General features: G+C 41.0%; 31 protein-coding genes. All 31 read right to left on the reverse strand.

The window, feature by feature from the left end:
* Positions 1 to 9 precede the first annotated feature (9 nt).
* The gene (gene rpsD, locus H9625_RS04440; RefSeq protein WP_022038677.1) at positions 10 to 615 is read right to left on the reverse strand and encodes a 30S ribosomal protein S4; all 606 of its coding nucleotides are present in this window, start codon (positions 613 to 615) and stop codon (positions 10 to 12) included.
* Positions 616 to 738: 123 nt separating this feature from the next.
* The gene (gene rpsK, locus H9625_RS04445) at positions 739 to 1,128 is read right to left on the reverse strand and encodes a 30S ribosomal protein S11 (RefSeq protein ID WP_007567382.1); all 390 of its coding nucleotides are present in this window, start codon (positions 1,126 to 1,128) and stop codon (positions 739 to 741) included.
* 11 nt (positions 1,129 to 1,139) lie between these two features.
* A complete protein-coding gene (gene rpsM, locus H9625_RS04450) occupies positions 1,140 to 1,520 on the reverse strand; it encodes a 30S ribosomal protein S13 (protein WP_022038676.1) in 381 nt (126 codons plus the stop codon).
* Positions 1,521 to 1,556: 36 nt separating this feature from the next.
* Positions 1,557 to 1,673: a type B 50S ribosomal protein L36 gene (gene ykgO / locus H9625_RS04455; RefSeq protein WP_087209568.1), complete on the reverse strand. Its 117-nt coding sequence runs from the start codon at positions 1,671 to 1,673 to the stop codon at positions 1,557 to 1,559.
* A gap of 12 nt (positions 1,674 to 1,685) precedes the next feature.
* The gene (infA, locus tag H9625_RS04460; RefSeq protein ID WP_022038675.1) at positions 1,686 to 1,904 is read right to left on the reverse strand and encodes a translation initiation factor IF-1; all 219 of its coding nucleotides are present in this window, start codon (positions 1,902 to 1,904) and stop codon (positions 1,686 to 1,688) included.
* Positions 1,905 to 1,907: 3 nt separating this feature from the next.
* Positions 1,908 to 2,705 (reverse strand): type I methionyl aminopeptidase, encoded by a 798-nt coding sequence (gene map, locus H9625_RS04465; protein ID WP_191763157.1) that lies wholly within the window; start codon positions 2,703 to 2,705, stop codon positions 1,908 to 1,910.
* 12 nt (positions 2,706 to 2,717) lie between these two features.
* A complete protein-coding gene (secY, locus tag H9625_RS04470) occupies positions 2,718 to 4,061 on the reverse strand; it encodes a preprotein translocase subunit SecY (RefSeq protein ID WP_022038673.1) in 1,344 nt (447 codons plus the stop codon).
* Positions 4,062 to 4,065: 4 nt separating this feature from the next.
* Positions 4,066 to 4,512 carry a 50S ribosomal protein L15 gene (rplO, locus tag H9625_RS04475; RefSeq protein WP_191763159.1) on the reverse strand — a complete coding sequence of 149 codons (447 nt, stop codon included), beginning with the start codon at positions 4,510 to 4,512 and terminating at the stop codon, positions 4,066 to 4,068.
* A gap of 23 nt (positions 4,513 to 4,535) precedes the next feature.
* Positions 4,536 to 4,712 carry a 50S ribosomal protein L30 gene (gene rpmD, locus H9625_RS04480; RefSeq protein WP_022038671.1) on the reverse strand — a complete coding sequence of 59 codons (177 nt, stop codon included), beginning with the start codon at positions 4,710 to 4,712 and terminating at the stop codon, positions 4,536 to 4,538.
* Positions 4,713 to 4,723: 11 nt separating this feature from the next.
* Positions 4,724 to 5,239, reverse strand: a complete 516-nt coding sequence (gene rpsE / locus H9625_RS04485; protein ID WP_162608498.1) for a 30S ribosomal protein S5 — start codon at positions 5,237 to 5,239, stop codon at positions 4,724 to 4,726.
* A gap of 6 nt (positions 5,240 to 5,245) precedes the next feature.
* A complete protein-coding gene (rplR, locus tag H9625_RS04490; RefSeq protein WP_087209576.1) occupies positions 5,246 to 5,587 on the reverse strand; it encodes a 50S ribosomal protein L18 in 342 nt (113 codons plus the stop codon).
* A gap of 23 nt (positions 5,588 to 5,610) precedes the next feature.
* Complete coding sequence (gene rplF / locus H9625_RS04495; RefSeq protein ID WP_022038668.1) at positions 5,611 to 6,180, reverse strand: 50S ribosomal protein L6; 570 nt, start codon at positions 6,178 to 6,180, stop codon at positions 5,611 to 5,613.
* A 13-nt stretch (positions 6,181 to 6,193) separates the two neighbouring features.
* Positions 6,194 to 6,589, reverse strand: a complete 396-nt coding sequence (gene rpsH / locus H9625_RS04500) for a 30S ribosomal protein S8 (protein ID WP_022038667.1) — start codon at positions 6,587 to 6,589, stop codon at positions 6,194 to 6,196.
* Positions 6,590 to 6,647: 58 nt separating this feature from the next.
* Positions 6,648 to 6,947: a 30S ribosomal protein S14 gene (gene rpsN, locus H9625_RS04505; RefSeq protein WP_191763160.1), complete on the reverse strand. Its 300-nt coding sequence runs from the start codon at positions 6,945 to 6,947 to the stop codon at positions 6,648 to 6,650.
* Positions 6,948 to 6,953: 6 nt separating this feature from the next.
* The gene (gene rplE / locus H9625_RS04510; RefSeq protein ID WP_022038665.1) at positions 6,954 to 7,511 is read right to left on the reverse strand and encodes a 50S ribosomal protein L5; all 558 of its coding nucleotides are present in this window, start codon (positions 7,509 to 7,511) and stop codon (positions 6,954 to 6,956) included.
* A complete protein-coding gene (gene rplX, locus H9625_RS04515) occupies positions 7,511 to 7,834 on the reverse strand; it encodes a 50S ribosomal protein L24 (protein WP_013617995.1) in 324 nt (107 codons plus the stop codon). Before rplX ends, rplE begins: the two co-directional genes overlap by 1 nt.
* A 23-nt stretch (positions 7,835 to 7,857) precedes the next feature.
* On the reverse strand, positions 7,858 to 8,223 hold the full coding sequence (gene rplN, locus H9625_RS04520; protein ID WP_022038664.1) for a 50S ribosomal protein L14: 366 nt from the start codon (positions 8,221 to 8,223) through the stop codon (positions 7,858 to 7,860).
* 2 nt (positions 8,224 to 8,225) lie between these two features.
* The gene (gene rpsQ, locus H9625_RS04525; RefSeq protein WP_022038663.1) at positions 8,226 to 8,483 is read right to left on the reverse strand and encodes a 30S ribosomal protein S17; all 258 of its coding nucleotides are present in this window, start codon (positions 8,481 to 8,483) and stop codon (positions 8,226 to 8,228) included.
* A gap of 12 nt (positions 8,484 to 8,495) precedes the next feature.
* Positions 8,496 to 8,693, reverse strand: a complete 198-nt coding sequence (gene rpmC / locus H9625_RS04530; protein ID WP_022038662.1) for a 50S ribosomal protein L29 — start codon at positions 8,691 to 8,693, stop codon at positions 8,496 to 8,498.
* A 7-nt stretch (positions 8,694 to 8,700) separates the two neighbouring features.
* A complete protein-coding gene (gene rplP / locus H9625_RS04535) occupies positions 8,701 to 9,132 on the reverse strand; it encodes a 50S ribosomal protein L16 (protein ID WP_022038661.1) in 432 nt (143 codons plus the stop codon).
* Positions 9,133 to 9,153: 21 nt separating this feature from the next.
* The gene (gene rpsC, locus H9625_RS04540) at positions 9,154 to 9,885 is read right to left on the reverse strand and encodes a 30S ribosomal protein S3 (RefSeq protein ID WP_022038660.1); all 732 of its coding nucleotides are present in this window, start codon (positions 9,883 to 9,885) and stop codon (positions 9,154 to 9,156) included.
* A 6-nt stretch (positions 9,886 to 9,891) separates the two neighbouring features.
* A complete protein-coding gene (gene rplV / locus H9625_RS04545; RefSeq protein WP_022038659.1) occupies positions 9,892 to 10,299 on the reverse strand; it encodes a 50S ribosomal protein L22 in 408 nt (135 codons plus the stop codon).
* A 40-nt stretch (positions 10,300 to 10,339) separates the two neighbouring features.
* Positions 10,340 to 10,609 carry a 30S ribosomal protein S19 gene (rpsS, locus tag H9625_RS04550; protein ID WP_013618002.1) on the reverse strand — a complete coding sequence of 90 codons (270 nt, stop codon included), beginning with the start codon at positions 10,607 to 10,609 and terminating at the stop codon, positions 10,340 to 10,342.
* A gap of 27 nt (positions 10,610 to 10,636) precedes the next feature.
* Positions 10,637 to 11,458 carry a 50S ribosomal protein L2 gene (gene rplB, locus H9625_RS04555; RefSeq protein WP_022038658.1) on the reverse strand — a complete coding sequence of 274 codons (822 nt, stop codon included), beginning with the start codon at positions 11,456 to 11,458 and terminating at the stop codon, positions 10,637 to 10,639.
* An 8-nt stretch (positions 11,459 to 11,466) separates the two neighbouring features.
* Positions 11,467 to 11,760, reverse strand: coding sequence for a 50S ribosomal protein L23 (gene rplW, locus H9625_RS04560; protein ID WP_087209579.1), 294 nt, complete (start codon positions 11,758 to 11,760; stop codon positions 11,467 to 11,469).
* Positions 11,761 to 11,781: 21 nt separating this feature from the next.
* Positions 11,782 to 12,411, reverse strand: a complete 630-nt coding sequence (rplD, locus tag H9625_RS04565) for a 50S ribosomal protein L4 (protein WP_022038656.1) — start codon at positions 12,409 to 12,411, stop codon at positions 11,782 to 11,784.
* A complete protein-coding gene (gene rplC / locus H9625_RS04570) occupies positions 12,411 to 13,028 on the reverse strand; it encodes a 50S ribosomal protein L3 (protein ID WP_087209582.1) in 618 nt (205 codons plus the stop codon). Before rplC ends, rplD begins: the two co-directional genes overlap by 1 nt.
* Before the next feature lie 20 nt (positions 13,029 to 13,048).
* Complete coding sequence (gene rpsJ, locus H9625_RS04575) at positions 13,049 to 13,354, reverse strand: 30S ribosomal protein S10 (protein ID WP_005941888.1); 306 nt, start codon at positions 13,352 to 13,354, stop codon at positions 13,049 to 13,051.
* A gap of 99 nt (positions 13,355 to 13,453) precedes the next feature.
* Complete coding sequence (fusA, locus tag H9625_RS04580) at positions 13,454 to 15,571, reverse strand: elongation factor G (protein WP_087209585.1); 2,118 nt, start codon at positions 15,569 to 15,571, stop codon at positions 13,454 to 13,456.
* A 32-nt stretch (positions 15,572 to 15,603) separates the two neighbouring features.
* On the reverse strand, positions 15,604 to 16,080 hold the full coding sequence (gene rpsG, locus H9625_RS04585) for a 30S ribosomal protein S7 (RefSeq protein ID WP_022040834.1): 477 nt from the start codon (positions 16,078 to 16,080) through the stop codon (positions 15,604 to 15,606).
* A 138-nt stretch (positions 16,081 to 16,218) separates the two neighbouring features.
* Positions 16,219 to 16,626, reverse strand: a complete 408-nt coding sequence (gene rpsL, locus H9625_RS04590; protein ID WP_022040833.1) for a 30S ribosomal protein S12 — start codon at positions 16,624 to 16,626, stop codon at positions 16,219 to 16,221.
* Positions 16,627 to 17,634 lie beyond the last annotated feature (1,008 nt).

A 17,634-nucleotide genomic window follows, 5' to 3' on the forward strand; every position in this document is an offset into this window, starting at 1 on the left:
TTAATTATTTTATTTAGAGTACAATTCTACGATCAAGTGTTCTTTAATGTTTTCAGGAATGTCAGCTCTCTCAGGTTTATGCAACAATTTTCCTGTCTTAGAGTTCTCATCCCATTCCAACCAAGGATATTTGCTGTGATTGAATCCAGCCAATGAGTTTGCAATAACTTCCAGAGACTTAGATTTTTCACGAACACCAACCAATTGACCAGGCTTTACAGAATAAGAAGGGATGTTTACTACCTTGCCGTCTACTGTAATATGTTTATGACCTACCAATTGGCGAGCGGCAGCACGAGTCGGAGCGATACCCAAACGGAACACCACATTATCCAAACGGCACTCAAGACTTTGCAGCAAGATTTCACCAGTAATACCATTCATGCTTGCAGCCTTTTCAAACATATTACGGAATTGTTTTTCCAATACACCGTAAGTATATTTAGCCTTCTGCTTTTCTGCCAACATGACACCATATTCAGACGTCTTTCTGCGACGATTATTCCCATGTTGTCCAGGAGGATAATTTTTCTTTGACAAAACTTTATCAGCTCCAAAAATCGCTTCACCAAATTTACGTGCAATTCTTGTTTTTGGTCCAGTATATCTAGCCATTTTCTTTAATTTAAATTAATTGTTATTCATGAACTCAATTTGTTGCAGCCGCGATTACAGAAAGGAAATGCAATCCATGTATCTAACAAAATCAAGTTACACTTTAAATTAGGTTATCAAAAATTATACTCTTCTTCTTTTCGGAGGACGACAACCGTTATGAGGCAATGGAGTTACATCAATAATTTCTGTAACTTCAATTCCAGCACCGTGTACCGTACGAATAGCAGACTCACGTCCGTTTCCAGGACCCTTCACATAAGCTTTCACTTTTCTCAAACCAAGATCATACGCTACTTTTGCGCAATCTTGAGCAGCCATCTGAGCTGCATAAGGAGTGTTCTTCTTAGAACCTCTAAATCCCATCTTACCGGCTGAAGACCATGAAATAATCTGACCTTCACTGTTTGCCAAAGAAACGATGATGTTGTTGAATGATGAATGCACATGCAACTGTCCGTTAGCATCTACTTTCACATTTCTTTTTTTAGCTGCGACTGTTTTTTTTGCCATATCAACAATTATTATTTAGTAGCTTTTTTCTTATTTGCAACAGTTTTCTTTCTTCCCTTACGTGTACGAGCATTGTTCTTAGTGCTCTGACCTCTTACAGGAAGACCTAAACGGTGACGAACACCGCGATAGCATCCGATATCCATTAATCGCTTAATGTTCAACTGGATTTCTGAGCGCAAATCACCTTCCACCTTATATTCAGCACCGATGATCTCACGAATCTTTGCTGCCTGATCGTCTGTCCAATCTTTTACTTTCAGATCACGATCAACACCTGCCTTGTCCAAAATTTTTGCTGAACTACTGCGTCCGATACCATAAATGTATGTCAACGCAATCTCACCTCTCTTGTTCTGAGGTAAATCTACACCAACTATTCTTATAGCCATATACTAAATTATTTTTTCTGCAAAAATAATAATAAATTATCCTTGACGTTGTTTATACTTAGGATTTTTCTTATTAATAACATACAAACGGCCCTTACGTCTCACGATTTTGCAATCCGGCGTACGTTTTTTTAATGATGCTCTTACTTTCATATCTATATTATTTTATTTGTATCTAAAAACGATTCTTCCTTTGGACAGGTCATAAGGAGACATTTCCACACGAACCTTGTCACCCGGTAAAATTTTAATGTAATGCATTCTCATCTTGCCAGATATATGAGCAGTTATTTCATGCCCGTTTTCCAGCTCTACACGGAACATTGCGTTTGACAATGCCTCTACGATTACTCCATCTTGTTCTATTGCAGCCTGTTTTGCCATATATTAATTCTCTTTATTTTTCAATACCTCTTCTATATAATCAAATGATGATAAAATATCAGCTTTCCCTAATCCTACAGCTACGGTGTGCTCAAAATGCGCGGCACACTTACGATCCATCGTACGGACAGTCCAACGGTCATTTTCCATTACGATTTTCCGACTACCCAAAGTTATCATAGGCTCGATAGCGATACACATACCTTTCTTCAACAAAGTGCCTGTGCCCCTTTTTCCATAATTAGGGACAGGAGGATCTTCATGCATCTCCTTTCCTATGCCATGCCCGACAAACTCGCGGACCACTTCATAAGATTGGGCTTCACAGTGCTGCTGGATAGCATATCCGATATCACCTAACCGTTTTCCATGTACAGCATTTTCAATACCTTTGTACAAAGCTTCCTTTGTCGTTTTCAATAAGGCAACAATCTCCGGAGCAACTTCCCCTACACAAAACGTATATGCAGAATCACCACAATATCCATTCATGTAAGTTCCACAATCAACCGAAATTATATCACCTTCTTTCAAAGGAATATCATTGGGAATGCCATGCACTACCTGCTCGTTCACCGAAGTGCAGATAGAACCTGGAAACGGACCTCCATAAGGATTCGGAAATCCTTTAAAAGTAGGAACAGCTCCATGGTCTCTAATATACTCTTCAGCAACTTTATCCAGTTGCTTCGTAGTCACACCCGGCTTGATTAGTTTAGCCAGTTCAGCCAAAGTTTTCCCCACAAGGAGATTACTTTGGCGTAACAGTTCTATTTCATCATCAGTCTTTAGAAATATCATATTGAATGCAAATTAATATGCAGCAACGCCGGAACGGCCTTTTATTCTTCCCGAAGTGAGAAGACCGTCATAATGGCGCATCAATAAATGACTTTCTACTTGCTGTAAAGTATCAAGTACAACACCTACAAGAATCAACAGAGATGTTCCACCGAAGAATTGCGCAAACTCTGCCTGCACACCGAAAATACCGGCAAAAGCAGGAAGGATAGCGATAAGTGCCAAAAACAACGAACCAGGCAAAGTGATACGTGTCATAATCATATCAATATAATCAGCCGTACTTTTACCCGGCTTAATACCTGGGATGAAGCCATTATTCCGTTTCATGTCTTCTGCCATCTGATTCGGATTAATCGTGATTGCTGTATAAAACCACGTAAATACAATAATCAAAATAGCAAAAACCAGATTATACCAAAAACTGGTATGATCAACGAAAGCACGGGCAATTCCACTTGCCGAAGCAACATTCGAAAAACCGATAACAGTTATAGGAATGAACATTATTGCTTGCGCAAAGATAATCGGCATCACATTTGCAGCATTCACCTTCAAAGGAATGTATTGTCTTGCACCACCATATTGTTTGTTCCCGACAATACGTTTTGCATATTGCACTGGTATTTTACGGACTCCTTGCACCAGAAGGATAGCAGCAGCTATTACCAAAATCAGCACGATGATTTCAAGCAAGAACATGATAATACCGCCTGCTCCTGGAGAAGCAAGACGTGATACGAACTCACCGGAAAAGGCTTGCGGAAGACGGGCTATAATTCCAATCATAATTATTAAGGAGATTCCGTTTCCGATACCTTTATCTGTGATTCGCTCACCTAACCATAAAATAAACATACTTCCGGCTGCCAAAATGATGGTAGAAGTAATAATAAAGAAAGTCCAATCTAATGAAGCATTAAGAGCCGGACCTGCCTGCATTTTCAAGTTAATCAGATAAGAAGGAGCCTGAAAAATCAAAATGAATATAGTCAGAATTCGAGTATACTGATTGATTTTCCGACGCCCACTTTCACCTTCACGCTGTAGTTTCTGGAAATAAGGAACTGCAATCGCCAACAACTGAATCACAATGGATGCAGAGATGTACGGCATAATTCCCAATGCAAAAATAGAAGCATTGGAAAAAGCTCCACCAGAGAACATGTTTAACAAAGCAAGAAGACCTTCACTTGTTTGTTCATGCAACTTTGACAACATATCTGGGTTGATACCTGGAAGAACCACATACGAACCGAATCTGTAGATTGCGACAAACAATATAGTAATGAGGATCCGTTTTCTCAGATCCTCAATATTCCATATGTTCTTTAATGTTTCAATAGATTTTCTCATTGAATCAGAGTTTTACTGCATTACCACCAACGGCTTCGATTGCAGCTACTGCACTCTTGGAAAAAGCATGTGCTTCTACTTCGAGTTTAGTAGTTAAACTACCGTTACCAAGAACTTTCACTAATTGATTAGAAGAAACAAAACCTGCCTCAATCAGCTCATTAATGCCTACTTTAGACAATTTTTTTGCAGCTGACAGCTCTTGAATTACACTAAGATTAATAGCTTTATATTCAACACGGTTAATATTCTTGAAACCAAATTTAGGCACACGGCGCTGGAGAGGCATCTGCCCTCCTTCAAAACCAATCTTCTTAGAATAACCCGATCTTGATTTTGCACCTTTATGTCCTCTTGTAGAAGTTCCACCCAAACCAGAACCCGGACCACGGCCTATTCTTTTTCTTGTCTTAGTAGAACCTGCTGCTGGACGTAAACTATTTAAATTCATATCGCAAAATTCTTTATTAATTATTACTTAACGATTGTAACAAGATGTCTCACCTTTTCAACCATACCCAGAACAGAAGGAGTAGCTTCACGCTCAACCACTTGATTCAATTTACGAAGTCCCAAGGTATCCAACGTTCTTTTTTGATTGGCAGGAGCACCTATTCTACTTTTAACTTGCTTAATCTTAATAGTTGACATGTAAAACCTCCTTATCCTCTAAATACTTTATCCAAACTTACACCTCTGTTTTGAGCAACCATACAGGCATCACGCATTTCACTGAGTGCCAAAATAGTAGCCTTTACCAAGTTATGAGGATTGGAAGATCCTTTAGACTTAGCCAAAACATCTGTCACACCTACGCTTTCCAATACAGCACGCATTGCACCTCCGGCAACTACTCCTGTACCTGTCGAAGCCGGTTTGATAAATACTTCAGCACCACCAAACTTTGCAGTCTGTTCGTGAGGCACAGTACCTTTCAATACAGGCACACGAGTCAGATTCTTCTTAGCGGCTTCCACACCCTTAGCAATTGCAGCTGTCACTTCACCAGCTTTACCAAGACCATAACCAATGATGCCGTCTTCATTTCCTACCACCACGATAGCAGCAAAACTAAAAGTTCTACCACCTTTCGTAACCTTCGTTACACGGTTAATGGCTACCAGTCTGTCCTTTAATTCTATATCGTTAGTGATCTTAACTCTATTATTAATTGCCATAATCCATTAAAATTTAAGTCCACCGTTACGAGCAGCATCAGCTACCTCTTTTACTCTCCCATGATACAAGTAGCCATTACGGTCAAATACAACAGCCGTAATACCAGCTTCCTGGGCTTTCTTTGCAATCAGTTCACCAACCTTGGCAGCCTGTTCTTTCTTAGGCATTGCAGCCATTCCCAAAGAAGAAGCTGCCGCCAAAGTCTTGCCGCTCAAATCATCAATCACCTGAACATAGATTTGCTTGTTGCTTCTGAACACGCTCATACGAGGACGTTCCGGAGTACCTGAAATCTTGTTACGTACTCTATATTTAATCTTGATTCGTCTTTCTATTTTTGTTGTCATAATATTATACGATTTAATGTGAATTATTTAGCGCCAGCCGACTTACCAGACTTTCTACGAATTTCTTCACCAACAAACTTAATACCTTTTCCTTTATAAGGTTCAGGCTTACGGAAAGAACGTATTTTTGCACACACCTGACCAAGCAGCTGCTTGTCACAAGATTCCAATATAATAAGAGGGTTCTTATTTCTCTCAGACTTAGTTTCCACCTTAATTTCAGGAGGCAACTGTATAAAGATATTATGCGTATATCCTAAAGCGAGGTCAATGATATTACCATTGTTTGACGCACGGTAACCTACACCGACCAATTCCAATTCCTTCTTATATCCTTCAGAAACACCCACAACCATATTGTGCACCAATGCACGATACAAGCCATGATATGCATGACGTTGTTTCAGATCGTCAAGCATTGCGTTTTCATTTTCTTTCAACTCCACATGTCCGTCTGCAATCGTCACCTCAATAGCGGGATTGACATACTGACTCAACTCACCTTTAGGACCTTTTACACTAACTACATTATCCTTCAGAGTTACAGTAACTCCGGCAGGGATAACAACTGGCAATTTACCTATTCTTGACATAGCTTACCCTCCATTAATATACATAACAAAGAACTTCACCGCCAATTTTCAACACTGAAGCTTCCTTATCTGTCATTACACCTTTGGAAGTAGATATAATAGCAATACCTAATCCATTAATAACTCTCGGCATGTCCTTATAGCCAGTATACTTACGCAAACCTGGAGTAGATACTCTTACAAGCTTCTTGATAGCATTAACCTTATTTACGGCATCATACTTCAAAGCTACCTTAATAGTACCTTGAGGACCATCTTCCACAAATTTGTAATTCAGGATGTAACCTTTGTCAAACAGGATTTTTGTAATCTCCTTTTTCAGATTTGAAGCAGGTACTTCCACCACTCTGTGCTTTGCACTAATTGCATTTCTCAACCTTGTGAGATAATCTGCGATTGGATCTGTCATAAAACTAATTGTTAAATTAATCAGGACTACCCTGACAATATTTAATAATAAACACTAATTACCAACTTGCCTTCTTTACACCCGGTATTAAACCACTGGATGCCATTTCACGGAATTGGATACGTGAAATACCGAACTGACGAATGTAACCTCTAGGACGACCTGTCAGCTTGCAACGATTGTGTAAACGAATCGGATTTGCATTCTTAGGGAGGCTTTGCAATTTCTGTGCCGCCTCAAACGCTGCAACAGGATCACCTGAATTGACAATTTTTTTCAGTGCAGCACGTTTTTCTGCATATTTGGCTACCAGCTTCGCTCTTTTTACTTCACGAGCTTTCATTGATTCTTTTGCCATATCTAATCAGTCTTTTTTAGCGTTTTTAAACGGTAAACCGAATTCTTTCAACAATGCATAACCTTCTTCATCAGTCTGAGCAGAAGTCACGAAAGTGATATTCATACCCATAATCTTGGCAATGCTATCGATATTGATTTCCGGGAAAATGATTTGCTCCTGAATACCCAAGGTATAGTTACCACGACCGTCAAACTTACTTTCAATACCTTTGAAGTCACGGATACGCGGCAAAGCCACACGCACAAGTTTTTCAAGGAACTCATACATTCTCTCACGACGCAAAGTCACCATCACACCAATCGGCATTTTTTTACGCAATTTGAAGTTTGCGATATCTTTGCGTGATACAGTTGCCACTGCTTTCTGTCCTGTAATAGCAGTCAACTCATTGATGGCAACATCAATTATTTTCTTATCAGCAACAGCCATACCCAAGCCCTGATTGATTACAATCTTCTTGAGTACAGGAATTTGCATAGTCGAAGAATACTTGAATTGATTCTTCAATGCAGGAGCGATACGCTCTGCATATTCTTTCTTAAGGCTAGCAGTATTACCCATTATTTAATCTCCTCTCCCGATTTTTTAGCATAACGAACAAATGTTCTTCCATCAGAACTTTCTCTTCTACCAATACGTGTCGGTTTACCTGTCTTCGGGTCAACCGGATTCAGGTTAGAGATGTGAATCGGAGCTTCCTGTTTCACAATACCTCCCTGCGGATTCTTTGCATTCGGTTTAGTACTTTTGGATACCATGTTGATACCCTCAACCACTGCACGTCCCTCTTTTACAAGAACTTTCAACACACGTCCAGTTTTACCCTTGTCTTCACCAGAGTTTACGTAAACTGTATCGCCTTTCTTAATATGTAACTTACTCATTACGACTTAACTTTTTAACAAAATTAAAGTACTTCAGGTGCAAGTGAAACCACTTTCATATTCACACTACGCAATTCTCTCGCTACCGGTCCAAAGATACGACTACCTCTAATTTCGCCCGCATTGTTCAGCAACACACATGCATTGTCATCAAAACGAATATAAGAACCATCAGCACGACGGATTTCTTTCTTAGTACGTACGACCAAAGCCTTAGATACTGCACCTTTCTTAATATCACTTGATGGGATTACGCTCTTTACAGAAACGACAATCACATCTCCTACAGAAGCATAGCGTCTTCTCGTTCCGCCCAATACACGAATGCAAAGAGCTTCTTTTGCGCCACTGTTATCACATACTGTAAGTCTGGATTCTGTTTGTATCATAATTACTTCGCTTTTTCAATTATTTCAACCACTCTCCATCTCTTAGTCTTACTCAAAGGACGAGTTTCCATGATGCGTACAGTATCACCTACAGCACATTCATTCTTTTCGTCATGAGCATGATATTTTTTCGTCTTCGAAACGAACTTACCATAAATCGGGTGTTTCTCCTTAAATTTGGCAGCAACAGTAACAGTCTTATCCATCTTGTTGCTAACCACAACACCAGTTCTTTCTTTTCTTAAATTTCTTACTTCCATAATAAGACCTTGTTATTTGTTGTTGAGTTCTCTCTGACGCAATTCTGTCTTCATCCGTGCAATCGTTCTACGCAAAGTTCTGATTTGTGCAGTATTTTCCAACGGAGAGATTGAATGATTCAACACCATTTGGTTATAATTAGCCACTTCTGTCTGAATTCTTTCAGCCAATTCACTGGTCGGTATTTCTCTAATTTCTGCAATCTTCATATCTCAATTAAGCATTTTGACTTGCGTCGTAATCACGTCTAACAATAAACTTAGTAGTCACAGGAAGTTTTTGTGCCGCCAGGCGCAAAGCTTCTTTAGCTACATCAAAAGATACTCCTTCCACTTCAATCAGGATACGACCCGGAGTTACAGGAGCAACAAATCCTTCCGGATTACCTTTACCTTTACCCATACGTACGTCAGCAGGCTTACGAGTAATCGGTTTGTCCGGGAAAATGCGGATCCAAATCTGACCCTGACGTTGCATATATCTAGTTACAGCAATACGAGCTGCTTCAATCTGACGACCCGTAATCCATTTGGTCTGCAAAGATTTGATTCCAAAAGAACCAAATGCCAACTGATGACCACGCTGTGCATTACCTTTGGCGCTGCCCTTCTGCTGTCTTCTGAATTTTGTCTTTTTCGGTTGTAACATAATTCCTAAAATTCAAATTCGTTAGCGATTGTTATTTTTCTTTCTGCGGAAATTCTTGCCACTGTTATTTCCGTTTCCGCCACGGCCGTTTTCTTTTGCCTGTGTAAAGTTAGGAGCCAACTCACGTTTTCCATAAACCTCACCCCGGCAAATCCATACCTTAATGCCCAGCAAACCGACCTTTGTCAATGCTTCAGCCTGACAGTAATCAATGTCTGCACGGAAAGTATGCAACGGTGTACGACCTTCCTTATACATTTCAGAACGCGCCATTTCTGCGCCATTCAAACGACCAGAAATCAAAACCTTAATACCTTCAGCACCCATGCGCATCGTATTGGCAATAGCCATCTTAATAGCACGGCGGTAAGCGATTTTACCCTCTACCTGGCGAGCGATGTTGTTTGCAACGATAACAGCATCAAGTTCGGGACGCTTTACTTCGAAGATATTGATTTGGATATCTTTATCGGTGATCTTCTTCAACTCCTCTTTCAACTTGTCAACTTCCTGACCACCTTTACCAATGATAATACCCGGACGAGCAGTACATACAGTAATTGTCACCAATTTCAGAGTACGTTCGATTACGATTCTAGAAACGCTGGCTTTTGCAAGTCTGGCATTCAGATATTTACGAATTTTGCTGTCTTCCAGCAAAGCATCACCATAATTCTTGCCACCGTACCAATTAGAATCCCATCCTCTGATAATTCCTAAACGGTTGCTTATCGGATTAACTTTCTGTCCCATCTACGTTTAATTTTTATCATTAGTATTTTTAGCATCAACAAACAGAGTCACATGATTAGAACGTTTGCGAATTCTGTAACCTCTACCCTGCGGAGCCGGTCTCATTCTTTTCAGAGTAACTCCTTCATCAACAAAAATCTTAGTCACATACAATTCGCCGTCTTCAGCCTTGCGCTCGTTTTTCGTTTCCCAGTTTGCAATAGCAGAGCGTAACAATTTCTCAACTTTTGCAGCTGCTGCTTTTGAAGAAAACTTCAAAACGCCAAGTGCACGATTTACTTCCATTCCACGAATCATATCTGCAACCAGACGCATCTTACGTGGAGAAGTAGGCACATTTTGCAATTTTGCAAAATACATGGTTTTACGGGCTTCTTTTCTTTTCTCAGCCGATATTTTTTTTCTTGCTCCCATTATTCTTCACTTTTTATTATTTCAAAAAGCTCCTGTCCGTTTATTTTTTCTTGTTACCAGCATGGCCACGGAATGTACGTGTCGGGGCAAATTCACCCAACTTGTGTCCCACCATGTTTTCTGTAACATAAACAGGAATAAATTTATTTCCGTTATGAACTGCAATAGTATGCCCAACGAAATCAGGCGAAATCATTGAAGCTCTGGCCCACGTCTTAACAACTGACTTCTTGCCACTTTCATTCATGGCAAGCACTTTCTTTTCCAGTTTTACATTAATATATGGACCTTTTTTTAATGAACGACTCATAATTTTCTCAGTTAAAATCAGTTGTTATTACTTTCTTCTTTCAATTATATACTTAGAAGACTGTTTCTTCGGAGATCTTGTCTTCAAGCCCTTAGCATACAAACCTTTGCGTGATCTCGGATGACCTCCAGACTGACGTCCTTCACCACCACCCATCGGGTGATCAACAGGGTTCATAACAACACCACGGTTGTGCGGACGACGTCCCAACCAGCGAGAGCGGCCTGCCTTACCAGAAGACTCCAACGCATGGTCAGAGTTACCTACACTACCAATAGTAGCCTTGCAAGCACCCAAGATTTGTCTCAATTCGCCAGAAGGCAATTTAACCACACAATAACGTCCCTCACGAGAAGTCAATTGAGCAAAATTACCAGCCGATCTTACCAGTGCAGCTCCTTGTCCCGGACGCAATTCAATGTTATGAATTACAGTACCGACAGGGATGTTATCCAACGGAAGCGCGTTACCAATCTCAGGCGTCGCATCCGCTCCCGACATCAATGTGCTGCCTACTTGCAATCCATTAGGAGCAATGATATATCTTTTTTCTCCGTCAGCGTAAAACAACAGAGCGATACGAGCCGAACGGTTCGGATCGTATTCAATAGTTTTAACAACTGCCGGAACACCGTCTTTGTTTCTCTTGAAATCGATGATACGATATTTTCTCTTATGACCGCCACCTATATAGCGCATTGTCATCTTACCTACGTTGTTACGACCACCCGTAGAACGCTTTCCATACACAAGAGATTTTTCTGGTACCGATGCAGTAATCTCTTCAAAAGTACCAATAATTTTGTGTCTCTGCCCCGGTGTTGTGGGCTTAAATTTACGTACTGCCATCTTCTATATCAAATATTACTATAAAAATCAATAGTATCGCCTTCTTTCAAGGTAACAATTGCTTTCTTGAAAGCGTTCTTGCGACCTTTGATCAAGCCTGATTTTGTATAACGAGTTTTGTTTTTCCCTTGATAACGCATCGTGTTTACATCCAACACGGTCACGTTATACAAAGCTTCGATTTCACTCTTAATTTCCAATTTGTTGGCTTCCGGACGTACGATGAACCCGAAACGGTTGTTCATCTTATCTGTAATAGCCGTCATTTTTTCTGTAACCAACGGTTTAACAATCATTCCCATATTACTTTCAGCCTCCTATAATTATTTAATTAAGGTTTCCTCGATAGCTTTCAATGCATTCTCTGTAACAACAAGAGTTTCTGCGTTCAATACCACATAAGTATTCAGCGCAGAAGCAATCGCCAAATTTGTACGCTCTAAATTACGAGCTGACAAATATACGTTTTTATTTGCTTCCGGCAAAACCATCAGTAACTTCTTACCAGCTACTTTAAGATTATTCACAACATTTACGAAATCTTTTGTCTTCGGAGCTTCAAATGTGAAGTCTTCAACCACAACAATGTTATTTGCCTGAGCCTTATAAGACAAAGCAGACTTACGGGCCAACGATTTCACTTTCTTGTTCAACTTAAAGCTGTAGTCACGAGGTTTCGGACCAAACACACGTGCACCGCCAACCAACAGCGGAGAATTGATATCACCGCGACGTGCACCACCGCCACCTTTCTGACGGCCCAATTTACGAGTAGAACCACTTATTTCACTTCTTTCTTTTGACTTATGAGTACCCTGACGCTGATTAGCCAAGTACTGCTTTACAGCCAAATAGATAGCGTGGTCATTCGGAGTGATGCCGAAGATGGCGTCATTCAAGACAACTTTTCTTCCGGTATCTTCACCTTTAATATTTAATACATTAACTTCCATTATTTCTCAATTATTACGATTGAACCTTTGTAACCTGGAACAGAGCCCTTAATCAACAGCAGGTTATGTTCAGGAATTACTTTTAATACTTGCAAGTTGTGAGTAGTAACTCTACCACCACCCATTTGACCTCCCATGCGCATTCCTTTGAACACCTTTGCGGGATAAGAACATGCACCGATAGAACCCGGTTTGCGGGCACGGTTGTGCTGACCGTGAGTAGTCTGACCTACACCACCGAAGCCATGACGTTTAACGACGCCCTGAAAACCTTTACCCTTCGATGTTCCGATTATATCCACATACGGAGCATCATTGAACAGTTCTACGGTAATTGTGTCACCTAAATTCAATTCTTCTGAGAAATCTTTGAACTCGGCCAAGTGTCTCTTGGGAGTTACTCCTGCTTTTTTGAAGTGACCCATCAGCGGTTTGGTTGTATGCTTTTCCTTCATTTCCTGGAAGCCCAACTGAACAGCTGCATAGCCATCTTTTTCTACGCTCTTAATCTGAGTAACTACACAGGGACCAGCTTCGATAACAGTGCATGGTACATTCTTACCATCAGCACTGAAAACGGATGTCATTCCGATTTTCTTTCCTAATAATCCTGGCATTTCAGTTAATTTTTAATTCATTAAACTTTAATTTCTACTTCTACTCCACTCGGCAATTCCAATTTCATCAATGCATCCACTGTCTTGGCAGTTGAGCTATAGATGTCAATCAGTCTCTTGTAAGAAGACAATTCGAACTGTTCACGCGACTTTTTATTAACGAAAGTCGAACGGTTTACTGTAAAGATACGCTTATGAGTAGGCAATGGAATCGGACCGCTCACAATAGCACCTGTAGCTTTTACAGTCTTTACAATCTTCTCAGCAGACTTGTCTACCAAGTTGTGATCGTAAGATTTCAATTTAATTCTGATTTTCTGACTCATTTTCCTTTTATTATATTAATAGATGATTATCCAATAAGATGAAGCATGAGGGTTAAGAGTCATTCGCTAACCCCCATAGGCTTCAAGCTATTTTTTTGATTATACCAAATCGGTACGGCCTTTCACTTCTTCCAGAACAGCCTTAGCGATAGAAGAAGATACTTGAGCATGATGATCGTAACTCATTGAAGAGGTTGCACGACCCGAAGTAATCGTACGCAAGGCAGTTACATAGCCGAACATTTCTGCCAGCGGAACCATCGCCTTCACGATACGGGCACCCGAACGGCTTGTCTCCATACCTTCTACCTGGCCACGACGTTTGTTCAAGTCACCGATTACGTCACCCATATTTTCTTCCGGAGTAACGACTTCCAGCTTCATAATCGGCTCCATCAATACAGGACCTGCCTTCACGCAAGCGTTCTTATAAGCCTGGATGGCACAGATTTCGAATGACAGCTGGTCAGAGTCTACCGGGTGGAACGAACCATCTTTCAGCACAACCTTCAAAGAGTCAAGCGGGAATCCTGCCAACACACCATTCTTCATAGCTGTCTGGAAACCTTTCTGTACAGAAGGAATGAATTCCTTAGGCACATTACCACCTTTCACCTCATCGATGAACTGCAATCCACCTTGTGTCCAGTCTTCGTCAACCGGTCCTACGGTAACGATGATATCGGCAAACTTACCGCGACCACCCGACTGCTTCTTATACACTTCACGCAATTCCACAGTCTTTGTGATAGCTTCCTTGTAGTTTACCTGCGGACGGCCTTGGTTACATTCAACCTTGAATTCACGTTTCAAACGGTCGATGATGATATCCAAGTGAAGCTCACCCATACCCGAGATGATGGTCTGACCGGTCTGCTCGTCTGTGCGTACAGTAAAGGTCGGATCTTCTTCAGCCAGCTTAGCCAAACCGTTAGACAGCTTGTCCAAATCTTTCTGAGTCTTCGGCTCTACTGCAATACCGATAACCGGTTCCGGGAAATCCATAGATTCCAATACGATCGGAGCAGTTTCGTCACACAGTGTATCACCGGTGCGGATATCTTTGAAACCTACCCCAGCACCAATATCACCAGCACTAATTACCTCTACCGGATTCTGCTTGTTAGAATGCATCTGGAACAGACGCGAAACACGTTCTTTCTTTCCAGAACGAGAATTGTAGATATAAGAACCTGCCTCAACCTTACCAGAATAAACACGGAAGAAAGTCAGACGGCCTACATACGGGTCAGTAGCAATCTTAAATGCCAAAGCAGCAGTTTTTTCATCTTCGCTCGGCTTACGGTCTTCTTCAGCTCCGGTAGAGGGGTTTGTACCCACAATATTCGGAGTATCCAACGGAGAAGGCAAGAATGCACATACATAATCCAACAATGTCTGCACGCCCTTATTCTTAAACGAAGAACCGCACAACATCGGCACGATTTCCATCTTCAAAGTTCCGGCACGCAAAGCACGCAGGATTTCTTCTTCCGTAATCGTAGAAGGATCATCGAAGTACTTTTCCATCAAAGCTTCGTCGAACTCAGCTACTTTTTCCAGCATTTTATCGCGCCATTCATTCGCTTCGTCAACCAAGTTTGCCGGGATATCCTCTACCTCATAATCGGCACCCATGGTTTCATCATGCCAATAGATAGCTTTCATCTTGATCAAGTCAACCAATCCCTTGAAGTTTTCTTCGGCACCGATAGGAACAACTACCGGACACGGATTAGCGCCCAATACATCTTTCATCTGACGTACCACTTCGAAGAAGTCCGCGCCCGAACGGTCCATTTTGTTGACATAACCGATACGGGGAACATTGTACTTGTCAGCCTGACGCCATACCGTTTCCGACTGCGGCTCAACGCCACCTACGGCACAATAAGTAGCAACAGCACCGTCCAGCACACGCAACGAACGTTCTACCTCAGCAGTAAAGTCCACGTGCCCCGGAGTATCGATCAAGTTGATCTTATACTTGTTGCCCGCATAATTCCAGTAAGTGGTTGTAGCAGCAGAGGTAATCGTGATACCACGTTCCTGCTCCTGTTCCATCCAGTCCATCGTAGCAGCGCCATCATGAACTTCACCGATTTTGTGAGTTAAACCAGTATAAAACAGAATACGTTCTGAAGTAGTGGTTTTACCGGCATCGATGTGAGCCATAATACCAATGTTACGGGTCAAATGCAAATCATGTTTAGCCATTTTCTGTTCCTTCTTAAATTAATTATACTTGATTAGAATCTGAAGTGAGCAAATGCACGGTTAGCTTCAGCCATACGATGCATATCTTCCTTACGCTTGAAAGCACCGCCCTGTTCGTTATATGCATCCAGAATTTCAGCAGCCAATTTGTCAGCCATCGATTTTCCACCACGTTTACGTGCAAAAGCGATCAGGTTTTTCATTGAAATAGACTCCTTACGTTCGGGACGGATCTCAGTCGGAACCTGGAAAGTGGCACCACCAATACGGCGAGACTTCACTTCCAACTGAGGAGTTACATTGTCCAATGCTTTTTTCCACACTTCCAATGCTGATTTTTCTTCGCCCGGAAGCTTTGTTCCTACCACATCCAATGCTTTGTAGAAGATTTCGTAAGAAGTATTCTTCTTACCGTCATACATCAAGTGGTTTACAAATTTAGAAACCTTCGGATCGTTGAATACGGGATCCGGAAGAATGATACGTTTTTTAGGTTTTGCTTTTCTCATTTTGTTTTGATAATAATGTTTAGTTTGGGGCTGCACCTTTTGTTTTCTTCAACGCCTCCTCCGAGACATTTACTCAACCTTAAAGCTTTCCTGCAAACCAAAACGGATTAATAATTTTCTGTATACCCGCAGCAGATATTACTTCTTACCCTTTCCTGCCGGAGCTGCCTGTCCCGGTTTCGGACGTTTAGCACCGTACTTAGAACGTCTTTGCGTACGTCCTGCCACGCCGGCCGTATCCAATGTGCCACGAACGATGTGATAACGTACACCCGGAAGGTCTTTCACACGACCGCCACGTACCAATACAATAGAGTGTTCCTGCAAGTTGTGGCCTTCTCCCGGAATATAAGAGTTCACTTCCTTAGAGTTTGTCAGACGCACACGAGCAACTTTACGCATTGCAGAATTCGGTTTCTTCGGAGTTGTAGTGTAAACACGCACACATACACCACGTCTTTGCGGACATGAGTCAAGTGCCGGAGATTTACTCTTCTCAACCAAAACCTTTCTTCCTTTTCTTACTAACTGTTGAATAGTAGGCATTTTGTTTGATTTTTAATTATTTATATTGTTATATTTATTTTGTTTTCCTATATCAAGCCGAAACTATACATTTCGGGCTGCAAAATTACAAATAACTTTTTAATACACAAACTGTTTTTGCATAAAATTCTGATAACGATAAAATTTTCTCCTTTCTTTTCCGCAAACTGATTAGTCAGAGAGAAAGGCATAGAGCTTACCCAGCCGGAGAACATCCGTCACAAACTTCAAAGATGACAATACGGATCATTATACAATGACTTTCAGGATTCTATGTCCCAAGAGAAGAATCATCCCTTTCCCGTAGATATAAAATTGCATAAAAAGGTTAAATAAATATTTAGATTTCATGTATATATTCATTTGAGGACGAAGATATATTCACAAGTCATTCCAGTTGACTGCCACAATCCACAAAGATAACTGAAACGGCAAAATGGAACAAGCCGGGGAAGATACAGGAAAATTATGATGAAAACTGAGAAACTGTTTTGAATAAATTCATACCTTTATATACTATGAACATTATGAATTTGTGCATTTTGTTGATGTCACAGTTCCTGTATGCCGTATCCGTTCCGCTCACCGCGCATCACTAAGAGCCTGTTTAAATTTTGCTCAGGTTAATTTTGCGAATTGTTTTCGAGGATGCTTTTCTGATTTTATGAGGAGGATAGCGGGCTATCTGACGAATAAAATCGGGAAAACAGCAGATAACTTCGCCTGGTGTAAGATTAATAATCTTCCGCTTGTAAGATTAATAATCTTGCAGCCTGAAGATTAATAATCTTACAACGGATGGACTTATATGTATGTGCCGACGCACCCATATCCGCGGGCTTTCGCAGCCAACTGCGCCTTGCTATGATACTATCTGGAAAAACGGCAATCAGCAAGCATTGGTTCGAATGCCTACGAAATTTCATCAGACAATTAAGAAGCTGTTTTGAATTTCTCCAAAAAGTTTTTCTTGTCTTGATGTATACGTTTTCGTGTGTGCTTTGGGCG

The organism is Phocaeicola intestinalis (assembly GCF_014837065.1).
Taxonomy (GTDB): Bacteria; Bacteroidota; Bacteroidia; order Bacteroidales; family Bacteroidaceae; genus Phocaeicola; species Phocaeicola intestinalis.